The organism is Devosia geojensis (assembly GCF_000969415.1).
Lineage (GTDB): Bacteria > Pseudomonadota > Alphaproteobacteria > Rhizobiales > Devosiaceae > Devosia > Devosia geojensis.
Genome location: NZ_JZEX01000184.1, coordinates 1 through 1,374, shown reverse-complemented (window position 1 = coordinate 1,374; position 1,374 = coordinate 1). Strand labels below are relative to the sequence as shown.

Below are 1,374 nucleotides of genomic sequence, written 5' to 3'. Positions count from 1 at the left end.
AGGGTGAGGCGTCGCGGTCATCCGCATGTCCGGGCCGCTGGTGCCGGACCTGCTGGTCAAGCACGTGGGCGGCGTGCCGCAAGCGCGACGCCTCACCCTCATGCGGATCGGGGCGCAAAGCGCGCTCGACAGCGGGCTTGTCGCCTATTTCCCGGCGCCGAAAAGCTTTACCGGCGAGGCGTGCGCCGAATTGCAGGTGCACGGCTCGCCGGCCGGCGTTCGCGCCATCCTGCGGGCGTTGACCGCCGAGGCGGGCGTGCGGCTGGCGGAAGCCGGCGAGTTCACCCGCCGCGCCTTCGAGAACGGCAAGCTCGACCTCACCGCGGTCGAAGGCCTCGGCGACCTGATCGAAGCCGAGACCGAGAACCAGCGCCGGCAAGCCCTCGCCCGTTACCAAGGGGGCCTCAGCCGCCGGATCGACGCCTGGCGCGAGGCGCTGCTGGATCTGCGCGCCGAGATCGAGGCCCGGCTCGATTTTTCCGATGAAGGCGACGTCGAGGAGACGCTGCCGGAAATGTTTGCTTCCGATCTCGCCGCGCTTCGTGACGAGCTCTCCGACGCCCTCGCCAGCCTCACCCGCGGCCGCATCGTGCGCGAGGGCGTGCGCGTGGCGCTCGCCGGACCGCCGAACGCCGGAAAATCGAGCCTCCTCAACGCCTTGGCGAAATCAGACATCGCCATCGTCACCGACGAAGCGGGCACCACCCGCGACGTACGCGAAGTGCCGGTCGACCTTGGCGGCCAGCTCGTCATCCTCGTCGATCTGGCGGGCCTGCGCGAAACCGACAGCAAGGCGGAAGCCGAGGGCGTGCGCCGCGCCCGGGCCGAGATCGGGCGCGCCGACCTGGTGCTGTGGCTGACGGCGCCGGACGTCGACTCCGCCGAACAGCCGCCGCAGACCCATGCCCCGGTCTGGCGCGTGGCGGCCAAGGTGGACATTCATCCCCGTCCGGCAGGCGCCGACCTTGCCGTCTCCGTCGTCTCCGCCGATGGCCTTGCTGATCTGGAATCCCGGCTCGCGGCCTTCGCCGATGAACTGGCCGCCGGCGGCGAACCGGCCCTGCTCAGTCACGAGCGGGACCGGGCGGCGGTCGAGGCCGCACGTGAGGCTGTAGTCCGCGCCCAGGCCCGTCTCGATGCGCCCGAGCTTGCCGCCGAATCCCTGCGCGAAGCGTCGCAGGCGCTGGAGCGCCTGGTCGGCCGTCTCGATGCCGAACGGGTCCTGGACCGGTTGTTCCTCAGCTTCTGCATCGGAAAATGACTCACGTGAAACATTTTGCCCCGTGCGGCGATGTTGATTCACGTGAAACATTGGCATAGAGCAGGCGTGATTGATCGGATGCCGGTGCTCCCCTCCCCCTTTGAGGGGAGGGG

Annotated in this window: 1 protein-coding gene; it reads left to right on the top strand. The window is 69.7% G+C overall.

Annotated features, from left to right (window positions below):
• Positions 1 to 19: 19 nt before the first annotated feature.
• A complete protein-coding gene (mnmE, locus tag VE25_RS19945) occupies positions 20 to 1,261 on the top strand; it encodes a tRNA uridine-5-carboxymethylaminomethyl(34) synthesis GTPase MnmE (protein WP_280136850.1) in 1,242 nt (413 codons plus the stop codon).
• The last annotated feature ends 113 nt before the right edge of the window (positions 1,262 to 1,374 follow it).